The sequence below is a fragment of the Clostridium sp. AM34-11AC genome (assembly GCF_003435375.1).
Classification (GTDB): Bacteria; Bacillota; Clostridia; order Lachnospirales; family Lachnospiraceae; genus Pilosibacter; species Pilosibacter fragilis.
In genome coordinates, this window is sequence record NZ_QWGL01000029.1 from 1 (window position 1) to 20,772 (window position 20,772).

Annotated in this window: 22 protein-coding genes; 21 read left to right on the top strand and 1 reads right to left on the bottom strand. The window is 49.1% G+C overall.

Features of this window, described 5'->3' with window-relative positions; translation table 11 throughout:
* The first annotated feature begins 122 nt into the window (after positions 1-122).
* The 11 genes from DW826_RS14060 (at position 123) to DW826_RS14105 (ending at position 7,786) form a co-directional block, all read left to right on the top strand.
* Positions 123-1,001, top strand: a complete 879-nt coding sequence (locus DW826_RS14060; RefSeq protein WP_117553060.1) for a YicC/YloC family endoribonuclease — start codon at positions 123-125, stop codon at positions 999-1,001.
* A 16-nt stretch (positions 1,002-1,017) separates the two neighbouring features.
* Positions 1,018-1,644, top strand: a complete 627-nt coding sequence (gmk, locus tag DW826_RS14065; protein WP_117469648.1) for a guanylate kinase — start codon at positions 1,018-1,020, stop codon at positions 1,642-1,644.
* 90 nt (positions 1,645-1,734) lie between these two features.
* Positions 1,735-2,052 (top strand): DNA-directed RNA polymerase subunit omega, encoded by a 318-nt coding sequence (gene rpoZ / locus DW826_RS14070; RefSeq protein WP_015554588.1) that lies wholly within the window; start codon positions 1,735-1,737, stop codon positions 2,050-2,052.
* Between the two features lie 174 nt (positions 2,053-2,226).
* Positions 2,227-3,564, top strand: a complete 1,338-nt coding sequence (gene rimO, locus DW826_RS14075; RefSeq protein ID WP_021904974.1) for a 30S ribosomal protein S12 methylthiotransferase RimO — start codon at positions 2,227-2,229, stop codon at positions 3,562-3,564.
* On the top strand, positions 3,548-4,090 hold the full coding sequence (gene pgsA / locus DW826_RS14080) for a CDP-diacylglycerol--glycerol-3-phosphate 3-phosphatidyltransferase (protein WP_015554586.1): 543 nt from the start codon (positions 3,548-3,550) through the stop codon (positions 4,088-4,090). Before rimO ends, pgsA begins: the two co-directional genes overlap by 17 nt.
* Positions 4,090-4,827 carry a nicotinamide-nucleotide amidohydrolase family protein gene (locus DW826_RS14085; RefSeq protein WP_021904975.1) on the top strand — a complete coding sequence of 246 codons (738 nt, stop codon included), beginning with the start codon at positions 4,090-4,092 and terminating at the stop codon, positions 4,825-4,827. Before pgsA ends, DW826_RS14085 begins: the two co-directional genes overlap by 1 nt.
* A 53-nt stretch (positions 4,828-4,880) precedes the next feature.
* On the top strand, positions 4,881-5,201 hold the full coding sequence (locus DW826_RS14090) for a hypothetical protein (protein ID WP_015554584.1): 321 nt from the start codon (positions 4,881-4,883) through the stop codon (positions 5,199-5,201).
* A complete protein-coding gene (locus DW826_RS14095; protein ID WP_117483615.1) occupies positions 5,198-6,364 on the top strand; it encodes a hypothetical protein in 1,167 nt (388 codons plus the stop codon). Before DW826_RS14090 ends, DW826_RS14095 begins: the two co-directional genes overlap by 4 nt.
* A gap of 17 nt (positions 6,365-6,381) precedes the next feature.
* Positions 6,382-6,783, top strand: coding sequence for a GerW family sporulation protein (locus DW826_RS14100; protein WP_117483614.1), 402 nt, complete (start codon positions 6,382-6,384; stop codon positions 6,781-6,783).
* 261 nt (positions 6,784-7,044) lie between these two features.
* Positions 7,045-7,182, top strand: coding sequence for a hypothetical protein (locus DW826_RS18335; RefSeq protein WP_021904979.1), 138 nt, complete (start codon positions 7,045-7,047; stop codon positions 7,180-7,182).
* Positions 7,183-7,528: 346 nt separating this feature from the next.
* Positions 7,529-7,786, top strand: a complete 258-nt coding sequence (locus DW826_RS14105) for a hypothetical protein (RefSeq protein WP_117483613.1) — start codon at positions 7,529-7,531, stop codon at positions 7,784-7,786.
* 248 nt (positions 7,787-8,034) lie between these two features.
* On the opposite strand, the gene rpmB is transcribed toward DW826_RS14105, so the two are convergent.
* Positions 8,035-8,220, bottom strand: coding sequence for a 50S ribosomal protein L28 (gene rpmB, locus DW826_RS14110; protein WP_015554580.1), 186 nt, complete (start codon positions 8,218-8,220; stop codon positions 8,035-8,037).
* Between the two features lie 304 nt (positions 8,221-8,524).
* Here rpmB and DW826_RS14115 point away from each other — a divergent pair, with 304 nt between their 5' ends.
* From DW826_RS14115 to DW826_RS14160, 10 genes are all read left to right on the top strand, one after another.
* On the top strand, positions 8,525-8,881 hold the full coding sequence (locus tag DW826_RS14115; protein WP_015554579.1) for an Asp23/Gls24 family envelope stress response protein: 357 nt from the start codon (positions 8,525-8,527) through the stop codon (positions 8,879-8,881).
* Between the two features lie 16 nt (positions 8,882-8,897).
* On the top strand, positions 8,898-10,607 hold the full coding sequence (locus tag DW826_RS14120; RefSeq protein ID WP_117483612.1) for a DAK2 domain-containing protein: 1,710 nt from the start codon (positions 8,898-8,900) through the stop codon (positions 10,605-10,607).
* A gap of 184 nt (positions 10,608-10,791) precedes the next feature.
* On the top strand, positions 10,792-12,846 hold the full coding sequence (gene recG, locus DW826_RS14125) for an ATP-dependent DNA helicase RecG (RefSeq protein WP_117483611.1): 2,055 nt from the start codon (positions 10,792-10,794) through the stop codon (positions 12,844-12,846).
* 144 nt (positions 12,847-12,990) lie between these two features.
* Complete coding sequence (locus DW826_RS14130; RefSeq protein WP_015554576.1) at positions 12,991-13,491, top strand: HD domain-containing protein; 501 nt, start codon at positions 12,991-12,993, stop codon at positions 13,489-13,491.
* Between the two features lie 193 nt (positions 13,492-13,684).
* Positions 13,685-14,251, top strand: coding sequence for a GNAT family N-acetyltransferase (locus DW826_RS14135; RefSeq protein ID WP_117470238.1), 567 nt, complete (start codon positions 13,685-13,687; stop codon positions 14,249-14,251).
* A 232-nt stretch (positions 14,252-14,483) separates the two neighbouring features.
* Positions 14,484-15,431, top strand: coding sequence for a DUF4340 domain-containing protein (locus DW826_RS14140; RefSeq protein WP_181968085.1), 948 nt, complete (start codon positions 14,484-14,486; stop codon positions 15,429-15,431).
* 129 nt (positions 15,432-15,560) lie between these two features.
* On the top strand, positions 15,561-16,103 hold the full coding sequence (locus DW826_RS14145; protein WP_117470240.1) for a chromate transporter: 543 nt from the start codon (positions 15,561-15,563) through the stop codon (positions 16,101-16,103).
* Entirely contained in the window at positions 16,103-16,687 is a 585-nt protein-coding gene (locus DW826_RS14150; protein WP_117470314.1) for a chromate transporter, read from the top strand. Before DW826_RS14145 ends, DW826_RS14150 begins: the two co-directional genes overlap by 1 nt.
* A 235-nt stretch (positions 16,688-16,922) precedes the next feature.
* Positions 16,923-18,716 (top strand): ABC transporter ATP-binding protein, encoded by a 1,794-nt coding sequence (locus DW826_RS14155; RefSeq protein WP_117503893.1) that lies wholly within the window; start codon positions 16,923-16,925, stop codon positions 18,714-18,716.
* On the top strand, positions 18,713-20,515 hold the full coding sequence (locus tag DW826_RS14160; RefSeq protein ID WP_117503895.1) for an ABC transporter ATP-binding protein: 1,803 nt from the start codon (positions 18,713-18,715) through the stop codon (positions 20,513-20,515). The genes DW826_RS14155 and DW826_RS14160 overlap by 4 nt, the downstream gene beginning before the upstream one ends.
* Positions 20,516-20,772: the final 257 nt, after the last annotated feature.

The following is a 20,772-nucleotide window of genomic DNA, read 5'->3' on the forward strand; positions in this document are numbered from 1 at the left end:
AACAGAATTGGTGGTAGACAATCATTCATGCGTTTGTCGTGTTTGATTTACAGAATCTGGTTGACTGTATTTTTTATTTGCCGTATAATAAAAGTTATCTATGGGAAAGCGAGGCATGTCTGATGATTAAGAGCATGACCGGATTCGGCCGCCACGAGATGGTGACGGACGAGTGTAAGATTTCAGTAGAGATAAAGGCGGTAAACCACCGGTATCTGGATCTGGGAATTAAGATGCCGAAGAAATTCAATTACTTCGAGGCATCCATGCGTACCCTCTTAAAGGATCATATCCAGAGGGGAAAAGTAGATATATTTGTAACCTACGAGGATTATACCGATGCGAAGGTATTCCTCAAATATAACAGATCCCTTGCGCAGGAATATATGGACAGCTTTAAAAAGATGTCCGATGATTTCGGCATCGACAACGACGTAAAAGTGTCTATGCTGGCAAGGTGTCCGGAGGTCCTCACGATGGAGGAGGTTCCGGAGGACGAAGAGCATATGTGGGAACTCTTAAAGGATGCTTTACTTAAGGCCTGCGAGGGCTTTGTGGAGTCCAGGATCCGTGAGGGAGAGAATTTAAAGAACGACCTGATCGGAAAGCTTGACTATATGCTGGAATTAGTTGATTTTATCGAGGAGCGTTCCCCAAAGGTGATCGCGGAGTACCGCCAGAAGTTAGAGGACAAGGTGAAAGAACTTCTCGCTTCCGCCTCTGTGGACGATTCCAGGATCGCGACGGAGGTTACGATCTTTGCCGATAAGATCTGTGTGGATGAGGAGACCGTCCGTTTGAGAAGCCACATCGAGGGAATGAAGAAAGAACTTTTGGCCGGCGGCAGTGTCGGAAGAAAGCTCGATTTTATCGCCCAGGAGATGAACCGGGAGGCAAATACGATCCTCTCGAAATCTACGGATCTTGAGATCTCTGACCGTGCGATCCTCTTAAAGACTGAGGTCGAAAAGGTAAGAGAGCAGATCCAGAATATTGAATGATCAGGGGGCATTTGTAATGCAGACAAAAGGAGTCCTCGTTGTAGTTTCCGGGTTCTCAGGAGCCGGAAAAGGAACCGTGATGAAGGCGCTTTTAGAAAAATATGATAACTATGCGCTTTCTGTATCGGCCACAACAAGAAGCCCGAGACCGGGTGAGGAAAACGGAAGAGAGTATTTCTTCCTCACAGAATCCCAGTTTGAGGATATGATCAGAAACGATGAGTTGATCGAGCACGCGCGCTATGTGGACCATTATTATGGAACACCCAGAAAATATGTGGAAGATAAGATGGCTGCGGGAAAAGACGTGATCCTTGAGATCGAGATTCAGGGAGCGTTGAATATCAAGAAGAAGTTCCCGGACGCCCTTCTCGTATTTATTGTTCCTCCGACCGCAAAAGACTTAAAAAAACGTCTGATCGGACGCGGAACGGAAAGTGCGGAAGTAATCGAGAAACGTCTCCGCCGTGCCGCGGAGGAGTCCGATGGAATGGATTCCTACGACTATATCGTTGTCAACGATGATGTGGACACCTGTGTGGAAGACCTTCACAGCCTGATCCGTTCCAGCCACTTTAAAGAGTCCGCGAACACAGACCTTGTGGCGAGAATGAAGCAGGAGCTGCACGATATGACAAAATAAAGAATGTATCCGAAAAATACCATGTGTAAAACCGGATACTTCAGATATTTAAGAACTTTTTAATTTCATGATCTGAAAGGGGCATATTTTATGTTACATCCGTCTTATACAGACTTAATTGAAGCCGTAAACAGCGACGTTGAGCCGGGCGAGCAGCCGGTAGTCCAGAGCCGTTATTCCATCGTTATCGCAGCATCCAAGCGTGCGAGACAGCTCATCGCAGGTGACGAGCCGTTAGTTGCAGGCGCAGCAGGAAAGAAACCGCTCTCCACAGCTGTCCAGGAGCTCTATGAGCAGAAGGTAAAGATCCTCACAGAGGATGAGGAGCCGGAGATCGAGACAGATTTCGAAGTAAAAGACAGAACTCCGGAAGAGATCAAAAAAGAAGAAGAGTACGCTGAGGAATAAACAGGTTCCCGGTTGTGGTCCGGCTTTCAGTCCGGCCATGGCCGGAAATATGAAAGAAAAGGAGGAAAACGGCTGAATCGGGCTTAAGTTTCCTCTTTTTTTCGCTGGCGGGCCGGAGTTTATGAGCCGGTCTGTTCTGGCGGCAGTTACGCACAGAAAGGAAATACGAACAGAATGAATTTACTTTTCATATCACTGGGCTGTGATAAAAACCTTGTGGATACGGAAAAAATGCTGGGAATCCTCGGAAAAGAGGGATACTCCTTTGTCGATGATGAGAATGAGGCCGATATCGTTGTTGTAAACACCTGCTGCTTTATCGGAGACGCAAAAGAGGAGAGCATCAACACGATCCTTCAGATGGCGGAGTTAAAGAAAAACGGTCGTTTAAAGGCATTGATCGTCACAGGCTGTCTCGCGCAGCGCTACAAGCAGGAGATCATTGATGAGATCCCGGAGGTAGACGCGATACTCGGAACGACATCCTATGAGGCCGTAGGAGCGGCGATCAGGGAGGTGATGGACGGTGAGACACCGGAAATCTTTGAAAGCATCGATGCACCGGTGAGCACGGCTACGGAGCGCCTTATCACAACAGGTGGGCACTATGCGTTCCTAAAGATCGCGGAGGGCTGTGACAAACGCTGCACCTACTGTATTATCCCGTATCTTCGCGGAAAATACCGCAGTGTTCCGATGGAACAGCTTGTAAGAGAGGCGGAAGAACTCGCGGAGAAAGGTGTGAAAGAGCTGATCCTTGTTGCACAGGAGACCACCCTTTACGGAAAAGACCTTTACGGTGAGAAGAAACTTCCGGAGCTTTTAAGACGTCTGGCAGCCGTGTCCGGTATCCAATGGATCCGCCTCCAGTACTGCTACCCGGAGGAGATCACCGATGAGCTGATCGAGACGATCAAAACTGAAGAAAAAGTCTGTAATTATCTGGACATCCCGATCCAGCACGCAAGTGATGCCGTGTTAAAGCGGATGGGAAGAAGAACCAACAATAAAGAGATCCGCGGGCTGATTGCGAAACTCAGAAAAGAGATTCCGGACATCGCGCTCCGCACCACTCTGATCTCCGGATTTCCGGGTGAGACGGAGGAAGACCACGAGATCCTGATGCAGTTTGTCGATGATATGGAATTTGACCGTCTCGGCGTATTCGCATATTCCCCGGAAGAAGATACCCCGGCATTCAGCTTTGAAAATCAGGTTCCGGAGGAGGTAAAGCAGGAGCGCCGCGATGAGATCATGGAACTCCAGCAGGAAATTGCTTTTGAGAAGTCCGAGGCGATGAAGGGACGTACTCTGGAAGTGATGATCGAGGGCAAGGTTGCTGATGAAAATGCCTACGTTGGACGTACCTATATGGACAGTCCGAATGTAGACGGGCTTATCTTTGTAAACACCGGACTTTCCCTGATGTCCGGAGATTTCCTTAAGGTACGCGTCACAGGCGCGTCCGAATACGATCTGATAGGGGAGGCAGAGGATGAATTTACCGAATAAACTGACAATATTACGAGTGATCATGATCCCGTTTTTCGTAGCCGCGCTTCTTTATGACGGCGGCGCAAACCAGAACATGCGTTATGTGGCGGCGGCACTCTTTATCATCGCGAGCCTGACCGATATGCTGGACGGAAAGATCGCGAGAAAGTATAATCTGGTAACAAATTTTGGAAAATTTATGGATCCGTTGGCGGATAAACTGCTTGTCTGCTCCGCACTGATCTGTATGATCGAGCTTCGTGAGCTTCCGGCCTGGATGGTCATCATCATTATCAGCCGTGAGTTCATTATCAGCGGCTTCCGTCTGGTGGCATCCGACAACGGTGTTGTCATTGCAGCGAGCTACTGGGGAAAATTTAAGACCACATTCCAGATGATCGGGGTGGTTCTTCTGATCTTTAATATTCCGGCGTTGTCAACTTTGACGACGATCATTGTCTGGATCGCTCTTGCATTGACAGTAATTTCACTTGTTGACTACATTGTGAAGAACGCCGGCGTTCTTACGGAAGGAAAAATGTGATGATTCGAACAGAACAGGGTTATGCCCAGATATTTAAAATTTACGGAAAAAGCGAGACGGAAGTAAAGGAAAAGCTTCAGGACCTCTTAAAGTGCGGCGGCGCTGTCGTGATCTACACGAGACGCCGCGGAAAAGATGTCCATGTTCTCGCGGAGACACAGGCGGAGGATGAGGAGTCCGCCAAGGCGGCGTTAAAACCTGTTGCCAAGGAGATCAAAAAGGCACTGGGCGACATGTATTATTCCACGAAAGAGAATGAGACGATGGAAGAGACCGTTGTGCGTCTCCTCACAAAGTACGGACTCACGGTGACAACGGCGGAGTCCTGCACCGGCGGCATGGTGGCTGCAAAGATCATCAACGTGCCAGGTGCGTCTGACGTATTTGATCAGGGTTATATCACATATTCGAACAAATCAAAGAGAAAGATCCTCGATGTCAGCAAGGCAACTTTAAAAAAATACGGGGCAGTCAGTGAGCAGACTGCAAGGGAGATGGCACTCGGCGGTGTTCTCGCGGCTGATGCGGATGCCTGTGTTGCTGTAACGGGGCTTGCTGGTCCGGACGGTGGAACAGAGGAGAAGCCGGTGGGACTCGTATACGTTTCCTGCTGCATGAAGGATGAAGTGATTGTGGAGGAATGCCACTTCAACGGTACAAGACAGGAGATCCGGGAACATGCCGCGGTCACGGCGCTGGACCTTTTGAGAAGAATGATCATCAGATCCAGACAGTAGACCGGGTCCGGGCGGGATCTGGTCATAAATATTAAGGGATGAGCAGGTGAATCATGCGCTGGTATGAAAAACTGTATGTCGGGGAAAAAGCGAAAAAGCACAGATACGAAACGATCCAGGCGGTCCGGAATGGAAGACCAATGGGGTTTTATGTCCTGACTCCGGCGGCAGGGGACCGGAATCTCTTAGATATCTATCCGGCGCTGACCTTAAAGCTCCCCTACTATGAAAAGCAGGATCTTCTGATCGTAGGGATCGCTGCGGATTTTGAGGATGCGTCGATGCTTGCGGGGCGGATCATCTGTGAGGTCTACAAAAAGACCGGCGGGTATGATGTGAACTCCTTTCTTTTCGGAAAGGGGTGCTGCGAGTGATCCATATTTTGCTGATGATCTTAAAGGTCATCGGAGTCATCCTGTTGGTGATCCTGGCACTGCTGCTCACAGCAGTTCTGCTCATCCTGTTTGTTCCGGTCCGGTACCGGGCGGATGTCTTATTTGAAGGAAAACCGGACGGGGAGGCGGCGGTGAGCTGGCTTCTACATCTCGTGCGGATCCGGGTGAGTTATCACGAACACGCGGATGTATCCGGGCGGGTGCTGTGGTTTAAGCTGCTTGATGTGAGATTGTGGCCGCCGGAGGATGAGGAAGAACAAAAAACAAAATCAGAAACGGAGCCGGTTTTTGCGGACTTTGAAAAAACACCGGTACTGTCAGAAAATGATTCTGAAATCAGAAACACAGAGGTATCTGTTTTAACTGAAAACGAGCAGCAGGAAATACCTTTGGAAACAGTTGCGGAGACATCGAAAGCGGAAGAGAAAAAAACTGCCGGGGATGACAGGACGGCTGTCCCTGCGGAAGATGATGAACTCGTTGTCCATGCAACGGAGCTTGTTTCAGGATCGAATGAATCTTCTTCTCCCAGCGTACTGCCGGCGGATGCTTTAAAAAACTCCTCAAAGGAAAATTTTAAGGAACCCGTTGTGAAAGAGGAGCGCGTGGGGGAGGTTAAGAACTGTTTCGGTGCGAAGATTAAAGAAAAATTGGCTCGGCTTATAAAACAAGCCCGAACTCTTTGGGACAGGCTCCGGGAACTGCCCGGAAAGATCCGGAAGCTGGCCGATGGGATATCAAAGAAGAAAATTTCTCTGGAAAAGACCTGGAACAGCATCTCGATGTTCTGGCACGACGGGCAGAACCAGAAAGCGTTTCACCTTGTCTGGAAGCGCGCAAAAAAACTTGTCCGCTACGTTCTTCCGAAAAAGGTGCAGGGACGGATTCACTTCGGTTTCGATGATCCCTACGATACGGGGCAGGTTCTTACGATGGTCAGTCCGTTTTATGGCTTATACGCGAGAACACTGACTCTGGAGCCGGATTTCACCGGAACGGCGCTTGACGGAGAACTTCATTTTAAGGGGCGGATTGCCCTGTGGTATCCGCTCTGGACGGCAGCAAGACTGTTTATCAGTAAAGATTTCAGAAGATTACTTCGTTTCTTGAGGAAAAGAGATTCTGGGACGAAAAAAGCATAGATTTAGGAGGAATCGGAATGGCAGAAAATCAGTTTCCATCTACCGTGGACGCACTGTTTAAGGGGATGGATCATTTCATTACATCGAAAACCGTTGTGGGCGAGCCTGTGAAGGTGGATGAGAACACGACGATCATCCCGCTTGTGGACGTGACCTGCGGCATGGCAGCCGGTTCCTTTGCACAGTCCGCAAAGACAAATGGCGGCGGCGGTATGAGCGCGAAGATGAGCCCCAGTGCCATCCTCGTGATCCAGAACGGCATGACAAAGCTCGTGAATATTAAACATCAGGATGCCGTCACCAAAGTCCTTGACATGGTCCCGGACATTGTAAACCGCTTTACCGGCGGAAACGACATTACCCCGGACGCGGCGGCAAAAGCGGAAGAGATGGCATCCCAGATGGAGAAAGAGAAATAAATACGATAAAGCAAAGGGCGCAGACTGAAAGGCACTGTTTCAAGCGGTATGGGATGATGACAGTGAACTTCTGACGCGTGAGATGAGTACGCTGCTCAGAATAACTATCAGCTATCACGATTACAAAGTATAAGAAACGCTGTCTGGTAAAGAAAAGGAATAGTGAAATTCCTGACGATGGTAAAGATAAAGAATGGTTACGAATCATTATCTATGAGACCGCATAATCTGTCATAGACATTCCTTTTTGGGAGAATGGATATGAAGCGATTATGCGGTCTCATGCTATTCTGCGTGGGTTTCGGCATGACCTGGGCCTTGATATTGCCGACAACCTTTTTTCTTGTGATTACGGCGGCAGCGCTTATGATCGTGGGATATAATCTGTTTTGCGGGTAAAACAGGACAGATGAGTGATACCGGATCTGCAATTCTGATTTTACGGGCAAAGGAGTCGAAAAACGGCACACCGCATTCTTGTTGCTTTCGTGATGAGCAGGTGTGCCAAAATTTTTTATCAAGACGCAGAGCAGACGTTTGATATATAGGAATGTTTTTGATATAATGTAAACACGGAGTAACTGTTCAGTAGGTCTGCGCACTTGCTGCGCTGACCGTAAGAAAACATAGGCTGGAGGGCAAAAATCCCATCAGCGAAGCTGATCTGGAATGGATTTTTGCGTGTAACTATGAAGGTACTGAATAGTTACAACACGGAAGCATAAAGATGGAGAGGAGGACTTTTATGGGACCAATTTTTGAGGGCGATGGGTGGTTTTGCGTGATAGCGATCATTGTTTCGGAGCTTTTAGCGGATATTCCCTGGCTGTCGGATCAACTGAGACTCCCGGGAATCGTGATGATCTCACTGATTTTTGCCCTGTTTTACGGGCCGGAACCAAAGCGGATCTCGAAAAAAATTTTCGTGGGAGGAGTAGTGGGGCTTACGGCTGCTTCGCTGCTTGGAGAACTGGTCGGAAATTTTATTGGAAAAGGTATCTGAATCATTCTGTTGGAAAATCAGATTTGAATGAAAAAATATGCGGGCACATAAAAAAGAATGTGCCTTGGCACATTCTCGCGCCTCGCGCGGTCGCTTGCGACAGTCTACACCTTCGCGCGAGTGCGCATCTTTGGCACGTCAGTGCCTTTTCATGTAACAGGAAATTCCGAGGCATTTCCTGTTACATGAAAAAGGCACCCTCACATGAGGATGCCTTCATTTCATTTCCCTATCTTGTAAAAGGAGGATTAAGCTCTCTCAACGAGACCGGATCTTAAGCAGGAAGTGCATACATACATCTTGCGGGAGCCGCCGTTAACCTTAACCTTTACAGATTTTACATTCGCGTTCCAGATTTTATTGGATCTTCTATGGGAATGGCTTACTCCATTACCAAAGTGAGCCGCCTTTTCGCAAATAGCACATTTAGCCATGATTCCACCTCCTTAATCATTCATACGGTTGGATGCAAAAATCCATAACATGGATATCATAGCAGAAGATTAAATATTTTGCAAGCAAAATTTTTAGAAATTTCACATTTTTTTGAAAAATAAGTGGAATCCCATGGACAGAGAAAACCTGATATGGTATATTAGGGTTATTAAAGTTCAATTATAAAGGAACTTTTGCGCGAATGATCCGGGTGGTCTGTGTTATGATCCGGCTGGATCGTTGGCGTTTGCGCCTTTTATCAGGATACGGCGCTTATAATCAGTAGGAATGGAGGCTTAGCGTATGAAGGGATGTATTAACAATAAAATGGGACAGATCCAGATCGACACCGATGTTATCGCTCTTTATGCTGGCACGACAGCGGTAGAATGCTTTGGAATCGTGGGAATGGCTGCAGTAAGTATGAAAGACGGTCTGGTAAAGCTATTAAAGAGAGAAAGCCTGACTCACGGAATCAATGTTACGATCAATGATAATGCAATTGAGATCGACTTCCACGTAATCGTATCCTATGGCGTCAGCATCTCGACCGTAGCGGATAACCTGATCGAGAGTGTGAAATACAAAGTAGAAGAGTTCACGGGAATGCCGGTTGAAAAGATCAATATCTTTGTTGAAGGCGTTCGAGTGATAGATTAAGGAGGAAGTAAAATCCATGGAATTAAAGTCCGTAGATGCCGCTCTCTTACAGAAAGCGGTTCTGGCCGCAGCGAAAGGCCTTGAGGCAAAAAAAGAATGGATTAACGAATTAAACGTATTCCCGGTTCCGGACGGTGATACGGGTACGAATATGACCATGACGATCATGGCCGCAGCAAGAGAGGTGGCTGCGATCGAGAATCCGACAATGGAGTCCATCGCGAAGGCTCTCTCATCCGGTTCCTTAAGAGGTGCCCGCGGTAACTCCGGCGTTATCTTATCCCAGTTATTCCGCGGTTTCACAAAAGAGATCAAGGAATCCAATGAAATTACAGTGACAAGCCTGGCGAATGCCTTTACCCGCGCAACTGAGACTGCCTACAAGGCTGTTATGAAGCCGAAGGAAGGTACGATCCTCACAGTCGCTAAGGGAATGGCTGAGAAGGCCGTTGATCTTGCGACACAGACAGATGACGTGATTGATTTTCTGACCCAGGTCATCGAGGAAGGCGACTATGTATTAAGCCAGACTCCGGAGATGCTCCCGGTATTAAAACAGGCTGGTGTTGTTGACTCCGGCGGACAGGGACTTATGCAGGTCATGAAGGGCGGTCTTGACGGTCTTTTAGGAAGAGGGATTCCGTTTGATGCCGTTGCTCCGGCAGCCGGAAACACAGAGTCCACAAAGCCGAAGGTGGCTGCGGGAAGTGACGATCTTTCCACTTCCGATATTAAGTACGGCTATTGCACTGAGTTTATCGTAAATGTGGAGAAAGCTTATGATATGGACGAGGAGCAGAAATTCAAGGGATATTTAGAGTCCATCGGTGACTGCGTCGTTGTAGTTTCCGATGACGATATTATCAAAGTCCATGTCCACACGAACCATCCGGGTCTTGCATTTGAGAAAGGTCTGACTTACGGTTCCCTTTCCAGAATGAAGATCGACAATATGCGCGAGGAGCACCACGAGCGTCTGATCCAGAACGCTTCCAATGTTGCCCAGACTCCGGAAACTCCGGCTGAGGCAAAAAAAGAGGAAGCTCCGGCATCCAACGAGCCGAGAAAACCGTACGGCTTCATCGCTGTCTCCATCGGTAAAGGTCTCGGTGAGATCTTCAAGGGAATTGGCGCTGACTACCTGATCGAGGGCGGACAGACGATGAACCCGAGTACCGAGGATATGCTAAATGCCATCGAGAAGGTAAATGCGGACGTGATCTACATCCTTCCAAACAACAAGAATATCATTCTTGCCGCTGAACAGGCTAAGAGTCTTGTGGAAGATAAGAAGATCTTCGTTGTTCCGTCCAAGACTGTACCGCAGGGTATCGCGGCTCTCATCAACTTTCTTCCGGATCTTTCACCGGAGGAGAACCTTGAGAACATGACATCCGAGATGGGACGGATCCACACAGGCCAGATCACCTACGCGGTCCGCAACACAAATATCGACGGAATGGAGATCCATGAGGGTGATATCATGGGAATCGGTGATTCTGGCATGCTCGCCGTAGGCCAGAATGTAAATGAAACCGTTCTTGAGACCTTAAAGCACCTGGTGGATGACGAGTCCGAGCTGATCAGCGTTTACTCCGGTGAGGACGTGACGGAGGAAGATGCGGCAGCACTTGTAGAAAAAGTGCAGGCGGCATTCCCGAACTGTGAAGTTGAATTAAACGACGGCGGTCAGCCGATCTATTATTACCTGCTTTCCGTAGAGTAAGCGGGGAGATGCCAGAGGCGCCTGGCGCCCCGGTGAATGCATAACGACAGAAAAAGCTGCTCCCTTTGGTCAGAAGACCCGATGAGGCAGCTTTTTCCATGAGACAAAAAACGGAAAGTTTCCGGTATGTTCTCAGTGGGCTGCAGACTGCGCCGTAGGATAAGACAAAAGGAGCGTGAAAACGATGGCAAACGACCAATCCATAGAGACCTTAAAAGGAATCGGAGAAAAAACGGCAAAGCTTTTTGAAAAAGTCGGGATCCGCACCATCGACGATCTGCTCCACTACTATCCGAAGGGCTATGATACCTACGGGGAGCCGAAAGCCATCGGGGAGCTTTCTGAGGATGAGACCGGGACCGTGGAGGGCTTTTTAAAGAGCGGGGCCACAGGAGTCCACGTAAACGGTCTTTCCATCGTCCAGGCGACTATCAGCGATATGACCGGAAAACTTCGTCTCGTCTGGTATCATATGCCGTATTTAAAGAACACTCTGCGGCCGGACAGTCATTTTATCTTCCGGGGCCGTGTGATCCGTAAAAAGAACGGACTCACGATGGAACAGCCCCAGATGTTTAAGCCGGAGGCCTACGAGGAACTTTTATCCAGCATGCGCCCGGTCTATGCCCAGACGAAGGGTCTGGGAAATAAGATGATCACTTCCGCAGTCGAGCAGGCACTTGCGTTCCGGACGTTGGAGAGGGATTATCTCCCGGCAGGTCTCAGGATCGCAAACGAGCTTGCGGAGTACAACTTTGCTATCGAGCACATCCATTTTCCGTCGAATGAGGAAGAACTGAAGTTTGCGAGGAAGCGCCTCGTGTACGATGAATTTTTCTTCTTCCTTCTGGCAGTGCGTCATTTAAAGGAGAAACGTCAGAATGTGCAGAGCCCATTCCATATGGAAAAACAGGATGAATGCCGGAAGCTTCTGGTGGATCTGCCTTACAGGCTCACGAACGCCCAGCTGAGGACGCTGGAGGAAGTCCTGAAGGACCTCAAGAGCGGTTCCGTCATGAACCGGCTGATCCAGGGTGATGTTGGCTCCGGTAAGACGATCATCGCCGTTCTGGCGCTCCTGGCAGCCTGCGAGAACGGATACCAGGGCGCTCTCATGGTGCCGACGGAAGTTCTCGCGAGACAGCACTTCGAGTCTGTGACGGAACTCTTTGAGAAGCATGGTGTGGACAAAAAGGTGATCCTGCTCACTGGTTCCATGACGGCAAAGGAAAAGCGGATCGCCTACGAGAAAGTTGCCTCCCATGAAGCGGATATCATCATCGGAACCCACGCCCTGATCCAGGAGAAGATAGTCTATGATAACCTTGCCCTCGTCATCACCGACGAGCAGCACCGGTTCGGTGTCGCCCAGAGGGAGATGTTTGGAAACAAGGGACAGATGCCTCATGTGCTGGTCATGAGCGCCACCCCAATCCCGAGGACTCTGGCGATCATCCTTTACGGGGACCTCGATATTTCCGTCATCGACGAGCTCCCGGCAAACCGTCTTCCCATCAAGAACTGCGTGGTGGACAAGAGCTACCGCCCGCGGGCTTACCGTTTTATCGAAAACGAGGTAAAAAATGGACGCCAGGCCTACGTGATCTGCCCGATGGTGGAGGAGAGTGAGATGATCGATGCAGAAAACGTCCTGGACTACACGAAGATCTTAAGGCAGAATCTGCCGGGGATCCGGGTGGAGTACCTTCACGGGAAGATGAAGGGAAAAGAGAAAAATAAGATCATGGAAGAATTTGCCGCCGGGGAGATCCAGGTGCTTGTCTCCACCACAGTCATCGAGGTTGGGGTCAACGTGCCGAACGCTACGGTGATGATGATCGAGAATGCCGAACGGTTCGGCCTTGCGCAGCTCCATCAGCTTCGGGGCCGCGTTGGACGGGGGGACAAGCAGTCCTACTGCATCATGGTGAATGCCTCCGGAAATAAGGAGAAAAACAGGCGTCTGGACGTCTTGAATAAGTCCAACGACGGCTTTTATATCGCTTCCGAGGATCTGAAGCTCCGGGGTCCCGGTGATATCTTCGGGATCCGTCAGAGCGGAGACCTGGAGTTCCAGCTTGCGGATATCTATACAGATGCGGTGACGCTTAAGAAGGTCTCCGAGGACGTGAACCGGCTTTTGGAGCAGGATGAAAACCTGGAACAGGAAGAAAACCAGGAATTAAAGAAGCGCCTCGACAGGTTTCTGGAAGAAAAATATGAGAAGCTGAACCTGTAATAAAAAGAATTATTGAACCTGCCGGTATATGACCAACCATCAAAGCTGAAACATTGAGAATACCGGGAAGTGCAGCAAGCTCGCAGACCTGCTGAACAGTTACGAAAAGCCACAAATTGATTATAAAAGAGGAGAATGACACACATGACGAGACTTGATGAACTCTTATATGAAATGACACGCTACGACGACAAGGATGTAAAACGGATCCAGCACTTTTTGAAGGTCCATGAATTCGCGAGACTGATCGGCCTTGCGGAAAATCTCGATCCGTACACCCAGGAGGTTCTGGAGGCAGCGGCCATCGTTCATGACATCGGAATTCACAAAGCAGAAGAAAAGTATGGAAGAAACACTGGAAAATATCAGGAGATGGAGGGACCGGGCGAGGCGCGGACCATGCTGACAGCCCTTTCCTGGCCCCAGGAGGTCATCGACCGTGTCTGCTATCTGGTAGGACATCACCACACATACGATAATATCGATGGAATGGACTACCAGATCCTTGTGGAGGCGGATTTCCTCGTCAATCTCTTCGAGGATGGATCCACACCGGACACCCAGAAGAGTGTATTTGAGAGAATATTCCGAACGGAAGGTGGAAAACGTCTGTTCCGTCTGATGTTTGAGAGCGGAGAGGAATAAACAGGTGAAAACACTTCTGGGAGGGGCAAATATATCGTTACATGGGCACTGGGACATCTTGTGACTCTGGCGGACCTGGTGAACAACGTGTCCGCGATGGCACTTGCTGGGATAAAACTGGATAATAAGTGATCACAGATACGCGGCAGGGACGATATTGCAGGTATATCAGATAAGTGAGAAGGAATAAAGTATGTCAGTTAAATTAAAACAGGTATTTTCAGGGAAACGCCTTGATGAGGTCCATGCCCTCTATGAGACCGCATTTCCCGCCAGCGAGAAGAAACCTTTCTCCATGATCGTTTCCGGGCAGGGGACAGGGCTGGTGGAGATCCTTTCCCTGGAAGAGAATAATAGGTTTCTTGGTCTTGCCATCATGGCGAAGGCGGGAGACCGGGTGCTTCTTGACTATTTTGCCATCGCGGATGAAGTGCGGGGGCATGGAGCCGGCTCTGCGGCACTTCAGGCGCTCCGTGAGAGATATCAAGGCATGAGGATCATCATTGAGATCGAGAGCACGAAATGTGAGGATGAAGAGGAACTGGCTCTCCGCACACGCCGGAAAAAGTTCTATCTGCGGAATGGGTTTACGATGCTGCCGTACTACATCGATCTCTGGGGGACGGAGATGGAGATGCTTTCAAATGGTCAGCCATGCCCGTATGAGGAATATCTCGATATCTATACAACGGCATTTGGAACAAAAGTATCCGATAAGATCCATTTTTTAGGGGACGCACCGGCGGCAGATGAGATCTGATGGCAGCCTGGGAGCAATTTCCGAAGAAATAAGAATCAAATTCACAAAAAGTACACAGGGGTATGATATAGTGAGCGATAAGTGAGTCAGGAGCAGGCTTGCATGCTTCTGACGAACGGCGAACTGGACCACAATAGCTGCGTTAGCAGCGGTCAGCACCATAGGTGCGAATTGTGGTATAGTGAGCGTGCTTTCGCCAACAAATCAATTAACAATGAGAGGATTACCAGATATGAAAAAACATGTATTATTAGGAGCGCTGCTCCTGACAGCAGCACTTTCGGCAGGACTTACCGGCTGTTCTTCTTCCGGCACAAAGGAATCAGGATCCCCGAAGGTGGAGATCTCCGAGATCAGAGATGACGTTGTAGAACCGGATTTCTCCGGTGCGGACATTGAAGTTTATGCATTAAATGCACCGATCGATTTTGACTACTCCAGCTCCGACACCGATATGATCTTTAAGAAAAAAGACGGTGTATGGCTGGATGCCATGGATTCCGCAATCCCGTTAAACCAGGAAAAATTTGAGGCGATGGCACAGAATTTCCTGAATCTTCATGCGATCTCTGAAATTGACAGTGCTGATACCGCATCTGACTATGGTATGGGAAATCCGGTATACACTGTGACGATCACCGACAGCGAAAAAGGTGAGATCACTCTGAGCATCGGAAACAAGGATGCAGACGGAAATTACTATCTCTCCGATGAGAAAAATATCTATCTCGTAAAAGCATCCACAGTAGACTCCCTGGTATTCGACTATGATACCCTGGTTGTCCGCGAGGGACTGGATATTCAGGTCACAGCAGCTGATCTTCAGAACGTGTCCATCACCATGGACGGTAAGACAACGTCCTACAAGAACTCTGATACAGAGGTCTTGACGACCATCGCAGACGGAATCAGCAATCTCAAACCGTTCGACTATGCAAGCTACCATGTTTTAAATCAGGAACTTGCTAATGCTGACCTGACAACAGATACCCGCATTACATTCCAGGCGGAGCTCACTGTAAATGGTGAGAAGAAGTCTCTCACGATTTATGTCGGAACATACGCAAATCCGGATCAGACATACCGCTATGTGCAGCTTGATGGATCCAACATGATCATGGTCGTTGACAACAACATCGTATTAAACCTCTTAAACGGTCTGACACCGGATGAGGAATAAGTGCAAAGAAAATGCATAAACATGCATGATAAGGCAAGAAAAAGGCAATTCTTACACCCCTTTTTCTTGCCTTTTTTTTGTCTTTGAGATATGATAGAACAAGACTTTGGAATAAAGGAGAGAAAACACATGAATCAGTTACTTGATCTCTTCCTTACGTTTGCCAGAATCGGTGGTCTTACCTTTGGCGGTGGATACGCGATGCTTCCGATCCTCCAGAGAGAGGTCGTTGAGAAGAGACACTGGGCAACAGAAGAGGAACTTATGGACTATTACGCGATCGGCCAGTGTACCCCGGGCATTATCGCGGTAAATACGGCGACCTTTGTCGGACAGGGACTTGCCGGCTCCATTGGCGGTATCGTCGCGACTCTGGGCGTTGTATTCCCGTCCCTGATCATTATCACGGTCATCGCAGCATTTATCCAGAACTTTGCGCATCTCGCGATCGTACAGAACGCCTTTGCGGGTATCCGTGTCTGCGTCTGTGTCCTGATCTTCAACGCGGTGGTCAAACTCTGGAAAAAGGCAGTTGTGGATAAGCCGACATTAGTGATCTGCCTGCTTGTGATCCTCGGCTCCACACTTACGGAGTTTTCCCCGATCGTGTTCGTTATCCTTGCGGCTGCTGCAGGAATTATCTTAAAGAATAAGGAGGCTGCTTCCAAATGATGATCTTTGTCAGACTTTTCTTTGAGTTTTTTAAAGCTGGTCTCTTTGCAATCGGCGGCGGGATGGCGACACTCCCGTTCCTCTACAATATCTCCGATAAGACAGGCTGGTTCACCTACGGACAGCTTGCGGACATGGTGGCGATCTCCGAGTCCACACCAGGTCCGATGGGCGTCAACATGGCAACTTACGTTGGATTTACAACAGCCGGTCCTGCTGGTGCAGTAATTGCTACACTCGGTCTGATCACACCGTCCATTATCGTGATCCTGATCATTGCCGGATTCTTAAAGGCGTTCAAGACAAACAAGTATGTTCAGAACGCTTTCTACGGACTCCGCCCGGCATCAACAGGTCTGATCGCGGCAGCAGGACTTTCCGTTCTGTCCTTGGTTCTTCTTCACAAGGACGCTTTTGCGGCAAGCGGAAAGATCACAGACCTGATCAGCATCCGCAGTATCGTTCTTCTTGCAGTGCTTTATTATTTCACGGCAGTCTGCAAAAAGACGAAAGGACTCCATCCGGTTGCGTTTATTGCGGCATCTGCGGTGATCGGAGTTGTGCTTCGGTTCGGAGGAGTTTAAAATTTAAGTAAATATGTGCCTGTGGGAGAGCGATCCCGCAGGCTTTTTTCTTCCGAAAAACTGTCTGAAAAAGCATGGTGGGACTGCGGGGATATTATATATTCATTTTGTAAAATGTATGCTCTTGACAAAAAGGTGGATCAATTATTGCCGTTATCTGCTAAAAATGGATTGATGAATATTGTGTACGATTCTGGAACATTTATTCGTAATCAAAATATAAAGGGGTGTGATTATGATTAAACGGGGTAAGAGGTATTCGATTTTGAGTGCGGTCGGACTGTGCGTTCGATGCAGCGCTGGTGTCTCGGTAGCAGTGATGTTACTGTATTTGTTCCAAGGGCTTACGCCAGCTCTGCTCACACTGGCGACAGGGGCCTTCATTGATGCGGCGATAGGGCTTTTGCGGTCCGGGGAGTATGCCGACGTTGGGAGAGCGCTGACTGCGGTGTCTCTACTAGTGAGCTTCGATTGGATTTCCAACCAACTTCTCGATCTTCTGGTGGGGCGGCTACGGATCGATGTGCGAGAGAGGTTCGGAACGGAGATGGTGGAGAAGGTCGCTGATCTTCGATATCGATATGTGGAGAATCCGGAGAGTTGGGATCTGATCACGAAGATTTCCACTGATACGGATGAGAGTATCTTGAATGCGTTTCAGGCGTTGCTGGCGTTTTTGGCGCTGGTATGGAAAGCGCTGGGTTTATTTCTGGTGATGTTTCGATATGTGCCAGCAGCGGCTCTGGCTGTGACGGCCTGTGCGGTGCCTTTGGTAATGCTGTCTTTGGCCGGAGGGCGAGCCAGTTATGCCGGAATCAGCGAGACCCAGGGGCTAAAGCGGCGGTATGAGTATATTTCCAGGCTTTTGACCGGAAGGGATGCGGCGGAAGAGAGGACTTTGTTTGGCTGGGCCGGATATTTCAATGGTGAGTGGGAGAGTGCCTATAAGAAATGGCTCGGAGTAAACGCGAGGGTGAATCTGAAATCTTTTGCGAAGGCGAAACTTGGCAGCATCTCCTTGGTGTTGATCGCGATCGTGGTGATGACTGCGCTGCTTCCTGGCGTCGTGGCAGGAGAGATTACGATTGGTATATTTATGGCTTTGGTTTCGAATATATTCTCACTGGTCCAACTCATGTCCTGGAGTCTGCTCCACAGCGTCAGCGAGATCGCGAAATATAACGAGTTTTTTCATGATGTTGAAACCTTTACCAAAATGGATTTTAGGGAGGCGGAGAGCGTGAGCTGTGAATTGCCGGAGTTCTCTTCGCTGGAGTTTCGCGATGTTACTTTTGCCTATCCGGGGACTAAGCGAAAGGTGCTTGACCATCTCTCGTTTCAGATTTCAGCCGGGAAAAGCTATTCATTTGTCGGCGCAAACGGGTGTGGGAAGACTACGATTACGAAGCTGATCGCTGGGCTATATGATGATTATGAGGGACAAATTCTGATTAACGGAACGGATATTCGGGAGTGGGGCCCCGGACGGATCGCAGGTTTTTTCTCTATTGTCTATCAGGATTTTGCCAGATATGGACTTTCGCTCTATGAGAATATTGCCATCGGGGATGTGGAAAAACTGTGCGGAGACGAAATCAATCTGGTTCGTTTTCAAGATGTTGTCGATATGATGGAGTTAGGCGAGATCGTGTCTGACTTAAAGCATGGGATGGAGACGAAACTGGGGAAGATCGTGAGGGACTCGGAAGACCTGTCCGGCGGGCAGTGGCAACGGGTGGCAATCGCCCGGTGTCTTGTGAGCGACCGCCCTGTGAAGATTTTAGATGAACCGACGGCGGCGTTGGATCCTGCTGCAGAGAGTGCGCTGTACGAAAAATTCCGTATCATTAACCAGAAATATACCTCTGTTACGATCAGTCATCGGCTGGCAAGCGCGAGACAGACAGACGTTATCTTTGTGATCGAGAACGGGAGAGTTTCCGGTTCAGGAAGCCATGAGACGCTGTACAGAGAAAACAGGTTGTACAGGGAGATGTACGACAGTCAAAGGAGCTGGTATCAGGGATGAAGAGACAAAAAGAATGTTTTATCGGGGTCTCCGCAGTAGTTCACTTATTTCTAAAGATCGCCGGAGCCATGCCTGTTGTGTTTCTGCTGTTTCTTGTCGTGAATGTTCTACACGGTACGGCGTGGGCGTTAGAAACACTGGCAAGGCAGGTGTTTTTTGACGGATTACAGAGCGCTGTGGAGAGAAACTCACTCCAGGCCGCTTATTCTGGAGCTCTGTGGGTAGGAGCGGCCGCGGTCTATGTGCAGGTACTGAATGGAGCTGGCAATTTTATTGGGCAGCATATTTTCAATCCTAGGGCAGTGAACACGCTGACAAGAGAGTTTCACACACAGACGGCGCAGTTGCCGCTGTATGAGTTCGAGAAGGAGACGACTCTGGAAACGATTGAGAAAGCCCGGCAAGGAATCAACGGGACCGTGCAGCTTCTCAGAGCCGTGATTTCGATTGCCATGTTCAATCTGCCGTATGTGGCGTTCATGGGGGTGTATTTGTACCGCCTGGATCCGATCCTGGTTCTTTCGTTGCTGTTTATCTTTAGTCCTATGGTGTGTGCCCAGGTGATAAAAAGAAAGGCGTATCGGCGGCTGACCGATGAGACGGCAGCTCTCGAGAGGGAGTACCGGCATTATTCGGACTGCATGATTGATAAGAGGTATTGGAAGGAGACTCGGACGCTGGGAGCTGTCGGCTTTTTCATGGAACGATTTCGGGCGGTGCTTGCAAAGTATGATAAGAAGCTATGGGAGACAGATTCCAGGTTGTATCGAACAGAGCTTTTGATGCGTGTTTTGACTCTTCTGGGATATCTCGGAGTGCTCTTTCTTCTGGTGCGGTCGTTGCTTTCCGGGAACATCTCGGCTGGGGCGTTTGCGGCGGTGTTCACTTCCATTGATTCCATTTTCCGGTTCATGGAGAACATCGTGGCGAGAAGCGCCGGAAATATTTCACGACACATGGCGTCGGTAGGGAATTATCTTGAGTTTTGCCGGCAGAATGGGTTTGCGGCCGACGATGGCCAGGTCAGAGGAGCTTCTGACGGCTGCTGTATTGCAGAGGAAAGTGAAAGCGGCAGGGAAAGCTGTGCCGTCATTGTGGAAGACGTTTCTTTTGCCTATCCCAATGCCGACCGACCGTCTCTCGATAGAATATCGGTTCGGATTCGGAAGGGGGAGACGGTTGCGGTCGTTGGTGAAAACGGAGCTGGAAAAACTACCTTCGTAAAGCTTGTTCTGGGACTGTATGAGCCTTCCTCTGGGTGGATTTTGCGGGAACGGGACAGTTTTGTCTCTCAGTCTGCAGTCTTCCAGAATTTCCAGAAATACCGGATGCGACTGGATGACAATATTTGTTTGAAGGAGCTAGAATGTCGGGATGCGGAGGAGATGGAACGGGCTGCGTCTCTTGCTGGAGTGGAGTACGGGAACTCCGATCTGTATCCGGAGAAATTCGGGACGCTTCTCGGCCGGGAGTTTGGTGGTGCCGAACTTTCGGGTGGCCAGTGGCAACGGATCGCCATTGCCAGGGGACTCTATAAGGAGCATGACATGATTGTGCTGGACGAGCCGACGGCCAGTATCGACCCGCTGGAGGAAACCCGTTTGTACCGCATGTTTGCAAGGATGGCGGAGGGGAAGACGGCGTTTATCGTAACCCACCGAATTGGCTCGGCCCAACTTGCCGATCGGATTCTTGTGTTTGACAAGGGAAAGATCGTCGAGCAGGGAACGCATGAAGAACTGATAAAGTCTGGTGGGAAGTATGCGTTTTTGTATCGTGAACAGGGAAAGTGGTATTAGATGAGGGCTGCGGATCGTTCTTTGCCAAAGTGGGACAACTGACTGGACATGTCAGTTGAAAACTTTATTTCATATGTAAAGATGATGGTTTTGAAAGTACGATTCAGATAGATCTGTCTTATAAGGTTCTGATAAAAATGCATTTTGCGCTACTCAGAGGACGCCGGCGTATTTGCCGATGACCATATTGCGTTGCCATCAGACGGGCAGAAAGACACTATCCAGTCTGCTTTCAATGCAAAATCACGCTTCGAATA

What these genes read in the sequence shown, in the direction of transcription:
- DW826_RS14060 (WP_117553060.1), top strand. Translation starts at nt 123, where the DNA reads ATGATTAAGAGCATGACCGGATTCGGCCGCCACGAGATGGTGACGGAC.
- gmk (WP_117469648.1), top strand. Translation starts at nt 1,018, where the DNA reads ATGCAGACAAAAGGAGTCCTCGTTGTAGTTTCCGGGTTCTCAGGAGCC.
- rpoZ (WP_015554588.1), top strand. Translation starts at nt 1,735, where the DNA reads ATGTTACATCCGTCTTATACAGACTTAATTGAAGCCGTAAACAGCGAC.
- rimO (WP_021904974.1), top strand. Translation starts at nt 2,227, where the DNA reads ATGAATTTACTTTTCATATCACTGGGCTGTGATAAAAACCTTGTGGAT.
- pgsA (WP_015554586.1), top strand. Translation starts at nt 3,548, where the DNA reads ATGAATTTACCGAATAAACTGACAATATTACGAGTGATCATGATCCCG.
- DW826_RS14085 (WP_021904975.1), top strand. Translation starts at nt 4,090, where the DNA reads ATGATTCGAACAGAACAGGGTTATGCCCAGATATTTAAAATTTACGGA.
- DW826_RS14090 (WP_015554584.1), top strand. Translation starts at nt 4,881, where the DNA reads ATGCGCTGGTATGAAAAACTGTATGTCGGGGAAAAAGCGAAAAAGCAC.
- DW826_RS14100 (WP_117483614.1), top strand. Translation starts at nt 6,382, where the DNA reads ATGGCAGAAAATCAGTTTCCATCTACCGTGGACGCACTGTTTAAGGGG.
- DW826_RS18335 (WP_021904979.1), top strand. Translation starts at nt 7,045, where the DNA reads ATGAAGCGATTATGCGGTCTCATGCTATTCTGCGTGGGTTTCGGCATG.
- DW826_RS14105 (WP_117483613.1), top strand. Translation starts at nt 7,529, where the DNA reads ATGGGACCAATTTTTGAGGGCGATGGGTGGTTTTGCGTGATAGCGATC.
- rpmB (WP_015554580.1), bottom strand. Translation starts at nt 8,220, where the DNA reads ATGGCTAAATGTGCTATTTGCGAAAAGGCGGCTCACTTTGGTAATGGA.
- DW826_RS14115 (WP_015554579.1), top strand. Translation starts at nt 8,525, where the DNA reads ATGAAGGGATGTATTAACAATAAAATGGGACAGATCCAGATCGACACC.
- DW826_RS14120 (WP_117483612.1), top strand. Translation starts at nt 8,898, where the DNA reads ATGGAATTAAAGTCCGTAGATGCCGCTCTCTTACAGAAAGCGGTTCTG.
- recG (WP_117483611.1), top strand. Translation starts at nt 10,792, where the DNA reads ATGGCAAACGACCAATCCATAGAGACCTTAAAAGGAATCGGAGAAAAA.
- DW826_RS14130 (WP_015554576.1), top strand. Translation starts at nt 12,991, where the DNA reads ATGACGAGACTTGATGAACTCTTATATGAAATGACACGCTACGACGAC.
- DW826_RS14135 (WP_117470238.1), top strand. Translation starts at nt 13,685, where the DNA reads ATGTCAGTTAAATTAAAACAGGTATTTTCAGGGAAACGCCTTGATGAG.
- DW826_RS14140 (WP_181968085.1), top strand. Translation starts at nt 14,484, where the DNA reads ATGAAAAAACATGTATTATTAGGAGCGCTGCTCCTGACAGCAGCACTT.
- DW826_RS14145 (WP_117470240.1), top strand. Translation starts at nt 15,561, where the DNA reads ATGAATCAGTTACTTGATCTCTTCCTTACGTTTGCCAGAATCGGTGGT.
- DW826_RS14150 (WP_117470314.1), top strand. Translation starts at nt 16,103, where the DNA reads ATGATCTTTGTCAGACTTTTCTTTGAGTTTTTTAAAGCTGGTCTCTTT.
- DW826_RS14155 (WP_117503893.1), top strand. Translation starts at nt 16,923, where the DNA reads ATGATTAAACGGGGTAAGAGGTATTCGATTTTGAGTGCGGTCGGACTG.
- DW826_RS14160 (WP_117503895.1), top strand. Translation starts at nt 18,713, where the DNA reads ATGAAGAGACAAAAAGAATGTTTTATCGGGGTCTCCGCAGTAGTTCAC.